Origin of the sequence: Brevibacillus sp. AG (assembly GCF_028369215.1) — a bacterium.
GTDB classification, from domain to species: Bacteria; Bacillota; Bacilli; order Brevibacillales; family Brevibacillaceae; genus Brevibacillus; species Brevibacillus porteri.
This window is the reverse complement of the sequence record NZ_JAQMYO010000016.1, coordinates 86,974-94,328: the sequence shown is the minus strand read 5'-3', so window position 1 is coordinate 94,328 and position 7,355 is coordinate 86,974. Positions and strand designations below refer to the sequence as shown.

Annotated in this window: 7 protein-coding genes and 7 tRNA genes; 13 read left to right on the top strand and 1 reads right to left on the bottom strand. The window is 47.0% G+C overall.

The window, feature by feature from the left end; all coding sequences use genetic code 11:
* Nucleotides 1-82: 82 nt before the first annotated feature.
* From POF51_RS29015 to rocF, 8 genes are all read left to right on the top strand, one after another.
* Nucleotides 83-158 (top strand) — tRNA-Val (locus tag POF51_RS29015).
* A gap of 8 nt (nt 159-166) precedes the next feature.
* Nucleotides 167-251 (top strand) — tRNA-Tyr (locus POF51_RS29010).
* Between the two features lie 21 nt (nt 252-272).
* Nucleotides 273-347, top strand: a tRNA-Gln gene (locus POF51_RS29005).
* Between the two features lie 6 nt (nt 348-353).
* Nucleotides 354-429 (top strand) — tRNA-Lys (locus tag POF51_RS29000).
* Between the two features lie 20 nt (nt 430-449).
* Nucleotides 450-526 (top strand) — tRNA-Arg (locus POF51_RS28995).
* Between the two features lie 5 nt (nt 527-531).
* Nucleotides 532-608, top strand: a tRNA-Pro gene (locus POF51_RS28990).
* 9 nt (nt 609-617) lie between these two features.
* Nucleotides 618-691, top strand: a tRNA-Gly gene (locus tag POF51_RS28985).
* 171 nt (nt 692-862) lie between these two features.
* Complete coding sequence (rocF, locus tag POF51_RS28980) at nt 863-1,759, top strand: arginase (protein WP_271756567.1); 897 nt, start codon at nt 863-865, stop codon at nt 1,757-1,759.
* A 93-nt stretch (nt 1,760-1,852) separates the two neighbouring features.
* Here the strand turns inward: rocF and POF51_RS28975 are convergent, their stop codons facing one another.
* Nucleotides 1,853-2,011 (bottom strand): aspartyl-phosphate phosphatase Spo0E family protein, encoded by a 159-nt coding sequence (locus POF51_RS28975; RefSeq protein WP_017247071.1) that lies wholly within the window; start codon nt 2,009-2,011, stop codon nt 1,853-1,855.
* Between the two features lie 170 nt (nt 2,012-2,181).
* Between POF51_RS28975 and sigW the strand changes: the two genes are divergently transcribed.
* The 5 genes from sigW to glmM all read left to right on the top strand — a co-directional run bounded on the left by sigW (nt 2,182) and on the right by glmM (nt 6,946).
* Nucleotides 2,182-2,745 (top strand): RNA polymerase sigma factor SigW, encoded by a 564-nt coding sequence (sigW, locus tag POF51_RS28970; protein ID WP_016742677.1) that lies wholly within the window; start codon nt 2,182-2,184, stop codon nt 2,743-2,745.
* Nucleotides 2,746-2,762: 17 nt separating this feature from the next.
* Complete coding sequence (locus POF51_RS28965; protein WP_069852820.1) at nt 2,763-3,386, top strand: zf-HC2 domain-containing protein; 624 nt, start codon at nt 2,763-2,765, stop codon at nt 3,384-3,386.
* Between the two features lie 105 nt (nt 3,387-3,491).
* Nucleotides 3,492-4,316, top strand: coding sequence for a diadenylate cyclase CdaA (cdaA, locus tag POF51_RS28960; RefSeq protein WP_017247073.1), 825 nt, complete (start codon nt 3,492-3,494; stop codon nt 4,314-4,316).
* Nucleotides 4,309-5,556 (top strand): CdaR family protein, encoded by a 1,248-nt coding sequence (locus POF51_RS28955; RefSeq protein WP_017247074.1) that lies wholly within the window; start codon nt 4,309-4,311, stop codon nt 5,554-5,556. Before cdaA ends, POF51_RS28955 begins: the two co-directional genes overlap by 8 nt.
* A 43-nt stretch (nt 5,557-5,599) precedes the next feature.
* Nucleotides 5,600-6,946 carry a phosphoglucosamine mutase gene (gene glmM, locus POF51_RS28950; RefSeq protein ID WP_069852817.1) on the top strand — a complete coding sequence of 449 codons (1,347 nt, stop codon included), beginning with the start codon at nt 5,600-5,602 and terminating at the stop codon, nt 6,944-6,946.
* Nucleotides 6,947-7,355: the final 409 nt, after the last annotated feature.

The window sequence follows — 7,355 nt, the reverse complement described above, 5'->3', positions numbered from 1 at the left end:
AAAACGCCTTAACAATGGTTAAGGTACCTGCAAAGTTCTCAGAGTATGCTAAGCAGCATACTCGTCACTTTGTCAGGGATTTGGAGGCTTAGCTCAGCTGGGAGAGCATCTGCCTTACAAGCAGAGGGTCGGCGGTTCGATCCCGTCAGCCTCCACCATAAAAAATGGGGAGATAGTGAAGTGGCTAAACACGGCAGACTGTAAATCTGCTCCCTCCGGGTTCGGCGGTTCGAATCCGTCTCTCCCCACCATTTTTTTATTTTGCGGGTTGTTGGGGTATAGCCAAGCGGTAAGGCAACGGACTTTGACTCCGTCATTCCTAGGTTCAAATCCTAGTACCCCAGCCATTTTGCGAGCCATTAGCTCAGTTGGTAGAGCATCTGACTTTTAATCAGAGGGTCGAAGGTTCGAGTCCTTCATGGCTCACCAGTTTTTTAAAATTATAATAGGTGCCCTTAGCTCAGCTGGATAGAGCGTTTGACTACGAATCAAAAGGTCGGGAGTTCGAATCTCTCAGGGCACGCCACTTATCGGGAAGTAGCTCAGCTTGGTAGAGTACTTGGCTTGGGACCAAGGGGTCGCAGGTTCGAATCCTGTCTTCCCGACCATTTTTATATGCGGGTGTAGTTCAATGGTAGAACTCCAGCCTTCCAAGCTGGTCGCGTGGGTTCGATTCCCATCACCCGCTCCATATGCTTACTAGAAACGAGAAACCGAAATGGTTGCTCGTTTTTTTGTGTTTTTGACAAAGCTTGTCCGACAGGTTATTTATGCAAAATCATGTCGAGTTGAGTCATTTTGCTTTCCGGGGCTACAATATAGGGGTAGAGAATGAATGAACGAAGGAAAGGGTGGCACTTCTATGAACAAAAACATGAGCATTGTTGGTGTACCGATGGATCTAGGTGCAGACCGCCGCGGAGTTGATATGGGACCTAGCGCTATCCGTTATGCAGGTGTGGTAGCACGCATGGAAAAGATGGGTTTCAATATTGAAGACCGAGGAGATATTTTTGTAACGCGCCCTCATCACTTCACCGAGACGGAAAATCATAAATACCTGGATGAAGTCGTGGAAGCCAATGAAAAGCTTGCCAATGTTGTAAGCGATATCATGACTGCTGGTCGATTCCCACTCGTATTGGGGGGCGATCACAGCATTGCCCTTGGAACCATTGCAGGTGTGGCTAAGCACGTAAAAAACCTGGGCGTGATTTGGTTTGATGCTCATGGTGATCTGAATACGGGTGCCACTTCTCCATCGGGAAATATTCACGGTATGCCTTTGGCAGCGAGCTTGGGTTATGGGCATGAGCGTCTGACGAGCATTGGGGGATATACACCAAAGGTACAAGCAGAAAACGTGGTCATCATCGGTGCGCGTGATCTGGATCAAGGTGAGCGTGAATTGATCAAGCGTATTGGAATGAAGGTTTTCACCATGCATGAAATTGATAAATTGGGTATGGCTCGAGTTATGGATGAAGCAATCGCGCATGTGTCCAAAAACACAGATGGCGTGCATTTGAGTCTCGATTTGGATGGACTTGATCCACACGATGCTCCGGGAGTAGGGACGCCAGTAATAGGTGGTATCTCCTATCGTGAAGGGCATGTCTCATTGGAAATGCTGGCAGATGCAGATATTCTTTGTTCGGCAGAATTCGTAGAGGTCAACCCGATTCTAGACCGAGAAAACATGACAGCTCGCGTTGCAGTCGCTTTAATGAGTTCCGTTTTTGGCGATAAATTACTGTAAAATAAATGAAGATCATCATGAAAAAAGAGAGGCTTTTGGCCCTCTTTTTTTGTTTTTCCGCATCTTTACATTGATAGGGGAAAGCGGTACATTCTAAGGATGGAGACGAAGTTTATTTAATAGCTGGTCCAGTTGTACACTTAGCGTAACTAATTCTGGAGTAATGCAGGCTTGTTTTTTGTACTGTTCGTTGAGTTCTTTTCGCAGCATCTCAATCTCGAGGAGAACGTCTTTTTTTGACAATCGTTGCACTCTCCTTTCCACCCGTGAGATAAATGAGCTATCATTACTTATATATAGAGGAAAGCAAAACGCTTATTCCTCTATTTCCCAACAAATTATCCGCACAAACACAAGATAAAAAATGAAACCATATGCAGTATCATCCGTATATAGGATTACGGTATTGTGGGGAGGATCGCATGGATTTTGTAGAGAAACGGTTGACTCAGCGGGCAAAACGCGGAGACCGTGAAGCTTTTGCGGAGTTAATCGAGATTTATAAAGACAAGATATTTCAGCTCGCATATCGTATGGTGGGAAACCGTCAGGATGCAGAGGACATCGCGCAAGAAACATTTTTGCGTGTCTATGCCAATTTGCATTCATACGATGACAGCTATAAGTTCTCCACGTGGATCTACAGGATCGCGACCAATCTATGTATCGACCGTGGCCGGAAAAAACGACCTGACTTTTCATTGGATGAAGAAACCGAACCAGGGCAAGGCCTGGACTGGTATTCACGCCTGTCTTCTAACGAGCGAACACCGGAAGACAAAGTCGTAACGCAGGAGCTGCAGGAGACGGTGCAAGATGCTTTGTCTCATTTACAGCCCAAATATCGCTCGATTATGATCTTGCGTTATATTGAGGATTTGTCGTTGCAGGAGATCAGCGATATCGTAAAGCTTCCCATAACGACAATCAAGACGCGTATCCACCGAGGAAGGGAAGCATTACGCAGCAAGTTGCGATTGATGTGAGAAAGGAGAAAATCACGATGGAATGCCGGGATATGATTTGCCTCATCCACGAATATTTAGATGGGGACACTGATGAATTAGCCAATCTGCAATTGCAAACACACATACAGTCTTGTGTGAATTGTCGCCAGCATATGCATGAGTTGCAGAGAGCCATCGCGTTTGTTCAAAGCGCTTCACATATTCATGTCTCTTCTGATTTTACAGCTCGTGTACTTGCGCAATTGCCTGCGCCGACAAAAGCGAATCTGTTATCAGGATGGCTTCGAAATCATCCGTTTTTGACAGCTGCAGCGGTATTTCTCTTTTTGATGACCGGCAGCGTATTCAACAGTTGGTTTGACCGGGATGACACTTTACAGGTATCATCTGCTAATTTGGATAAATTAAAAATAGATCGTGAACGCAATGTCGTAGTTGTACCAGCAGGAACCAATATTAATGGAGACTTGGTTGTCCGCAACGGAAACGTAGATGTTCAAGGCCATGTAACAGGAAATGTTGTGGCTATTGAAGGAAAAGTGTTCGTTGCATCGACCGCCCAAGTCGTGGGAAATACCGAATCAATCGAAGCAATCGTAGATTGGATTTGGTATGAGGTGAAAAATATTGGAAATGACTTGCTTCCGATCTTGCCATAAGAGAAAATAGAGAGTACAGCTATCAGAGCACGGCAGTGGAGCCGTGCTTTTTCCGCAGGAGATAGACTGACTTCATTAGATGGAGCGAGATATGGGGGCTTCGTTATGATATCGATATCCATGGAATATGGGGATTTGCTACGGTATGCAACGGATATTTTACTCGTTACATACGTGTTCTATAAAATCATTATGCTTATTCGCGGGACGCGCGCTGTACAATTGCTGAAGGGGATTATGGTCATCGTCATCACATGGTTCCTTAGCAAATATTTTCAGCTGACGGCACTGCACGCGCTGATGAATCAAGCTTTTACATTCGGGGTTTTGGCGGTCGTCATCATCTTCCAACCGGAGTTGCGTCGAGCACTGGAGCAGCTTGGTCGAGGCAAGCTTTTTTCCCGTTCAAGCAGTACGCAGGATGACGAGGCTGTTAGCCGCTTGGTTCAAGAGGTGGGCAAATCGGTTACGTACATGGCCAAGCGTCGTATTGGTGCATTGATCGTCATTGAGAGAGAGACGGGTCTAAATGACTACGTGGAAACGGGTATTGGCATTAACGGGCGAGTCAGCTCAGAGCTGTTGATTAATATTTTCATCCCGAATACACCGTTGCATGATGGTGCAGTCATTATGCGAAAAGACATGATTATGGCTGCTGCCTGTTATCTTCCACTGTCTGAAAACAATTCCATCTCCAAGGAGTTGGGGACGCGCCATCGTGCGGCAATAGGGTTAAGTGAGGTTTCCGATGGCATTGCGATCATCGTATCCGAAGAGACTGGTCAGGTGTCCTTTGCCGCGCATGGAGCAATGAATCGCAATCTGACGGAGGCGCAACTGGCAGAGATGCTGACAGAACAGCTTCAGCCTCTGTCCAAAGGCAAATCCATGGGAAGTCGTTGGCAATGGAGGCGAAAACATGGATAAATGGTTAAACAGTCACTGGTTTGCACGTGCTGTTGCGTTGCTTTTGGCTATCATGACATGGATGATTGTCAATCTGGAAGCAGAACAAACGACGACTCCTGAGGCAAGTCAGCCAACTTTTATTGATAGTGTCAATTTGCATGTGAGATACGATACCGATCGTTATCAGGTGGTCAAGCAGCAACGAACGGTAAAGGTCGCCTTGGAAAGCAATAATCCTTTTTATCGACACAATTTCTTCCCAGAGGAATCGTGGGAAGTGTATGTCGATGCGACAAGCCTGGGAAAAGGAACACATCGTGTACCTGTCCAGTACAAAGGATTCCCGGATGAAGTCAAGGTAGGGATCATCCCGAATATCGTGGAAATTACATTGGAAGAGAAAAAGACCGTTGAGCGTGAAGTTTCCGTGGAGAAATTGGGACAGGTCGCCCCTGGTTACACGGCTGGAGAGCCTATTGTGAAGCCGTTTAGGGCGCTTGTAAGGGTACCTGAAAGCCAAGTGAATAAGGTAGCAGCAGTTAAGGCTTCGGTTGACTTGGAAGGGGCTACTTCGGCAATCAAGACAACGGTTCCGCTCAAAGTCGTGGACAAGTCTGGTAACGTGATTCAAGGGGCGGATGTGGTGCCACTTACGGTAGAAGTGAACATCCCCGTAACGAGTCCGTTTGCCAAAGTGCCAATCAAATTAAACTTGACGAATGAATTACCAAATGGCTATAGTTTGGCTAGTATGGGTATGAATGTGGAAGAGGTCACGGTATATGGACCGAAGGAAGTCATTGATGGCATCAAATCCAACACATACCCAGGCCCGGAAATCGATCTCGGCAACATTACATCAGATCGCGATATAGAGTTAAAGATACCGTTAATGGATAATATTGTGAAGGTCGAGCCGGAGTATGTGACCGTATCGCTGAAAGTCGTTCCATCAACGACCAAGCGTTTGGATAAAATTCCGATTCGCATTAGCGGGCTATCAGAAAGCATGGAAGCAAAGGTACTATCCACCGATGGCCAGGAGATGTCTACAATCGACTTCGACGTGATCGGCGCACCAGACGTGCTGAATCAGTTGAGGCATGAAGACTTGCAGGTCGTAGCAGATGTCAGCAATATGCCGGCGGGTGTATACGAAGTACCATTGAATTACATCTTCAATCAGTCGGAGTATATCAAGACTTCTGCGGGCGCACCTAGAAAGGTCACAATTCAAATCACGAACAAGCAAAGGTAGACATAAGCTGTTGTGTGCACAAGGAAGGAAATGAGGGACAATCATGGGGAAGTATTTCGGAACAGACGGTGTACGCGGTGTAGCAAATACACAACTGACACCCGAACTGGCATTTAAAATCGGACGCGTTGGCGGTTACGTTCTCACCAGACACAAGCAGGAAGGGAAACCAAAAGTGGTGATTGGGCGCGATACGCGCATTTCCGGACAAATGCTGGAAAACGCACTTTTGGCTGGACTGTTATCGGTTGGAGCAGAAGTGGTCAGATTGGGTGTTATCTCCACCTCGGGGGTAGCGTATCTCACACGTGCACTTGGTGCAGATGCGGGTGTTATGATCTCCGCCTCTCACAATCCGTTTCCGGATAACGGAATCAAGTTCTTCGGCAGCAACGGTTTTAAACTGTCCGACGAAGTGGAAGCTGAAGTAGAACAGTATTTGGACGCGGCAGAGGACACTTTGCCTCGACCAACAGGCGAACAAATCGGGACGGTTCTGGAATTCCTTGAGGGTGGACAAAAGTACCTCTCTCACTTGAAGAGTACCGTATCTGAGCGATTTGACGGTCTGAAAGTAGTCCTGGACTGTGCAAATGGTGCTGTCTCATCATTGGCAGCTCGTCTGTTTGCGGATGTGGACGCTGAAGTGATCACGATTGGTGCGAATCCGAATGGAATCAACATCAATGACCAGTGCGGTTCAACGCATCCTGAACGTCTAGTAGAAGAAGTATTGAAGCATAAAGCTGACCTGGGTCTTTCCTTTGATGGGGATGCGGATCGCTGCATTGCAGTAGATAATACTGGTGAAATCATCGACGGCGACTATATTATGGCGGTCTGTGCACGAGCACTCAAGGCAAAAGGAAAGCTCAACAACAATACAGTTGTCACGACAGTAATGGCCAACATGGGCTTCTTTAAAGGGATGGAAGAGTGCTCCATCAATACGACGAAGACTGCTGTAGGGGATCGCTATGTAGTAGAAGAGATGCTGCGCGGCGGCTATAATCTCGGTGGCGAACAATCCGGTCATATCGTCTTCCTGGACTACAATACGACAGGAGACGGTCTGTTAACTGGTTTGCAGCTCTTGAACATCATCAAGGAGTCTGGCAAGCCGTTGTCCGAGCTCAAACAAGTGATGGTCAAGTATCCGCAGCTTCTGATCAATGTCCGTGTAGAGGACAAGTCAAAGCTGAATGGCAATGAAGCGATTGCGCAGGCGATTCGTGAAGTGGAAGAAGATTTGGCTGGCAATGGTCGCGTTCTGGTTCGTCCGTCCGGAACAGAGCCAATCGTACGTGTCATGGCAGAAGGTCCAGATGCGGCTCAGTTGGAAGGGCTCGTGAATCGGATTGTTGACGTGGTTAAACAAGAACTGGTGTAAAATTAGTGTAAAAAGTAGCAGGGAGCGGTTTCGATGCCGCTCCCTTTTGCATACAACTAAAATACGACGACGAGATATTGTCGCTCTCCACAATCTGTGGTACAGTGTTCATGTGCGCTAGCACCAAGAAAGAAAAAATTGGGAGGGATTGTGCAAAAAAGAACAAGCATCGTAAATCAAATGCATACCATTGAAAAGCGCCAGCACTGAGGCTGCCCGACATGGAGCCCAGTGGACGAGGTGGAGGTTTATCGAAGCATTCGGCGGATACCTCCCGGCAGCAGTATCACTGCCGCAGAGCACAGGGACAAAACATCAGGGTGATCTGATGGACAAAACCTTGCGTGTGATACGTTTTTTACCATTGCCGAAATAGATGAAACAGAATGATCATATAAAAAACATGGAA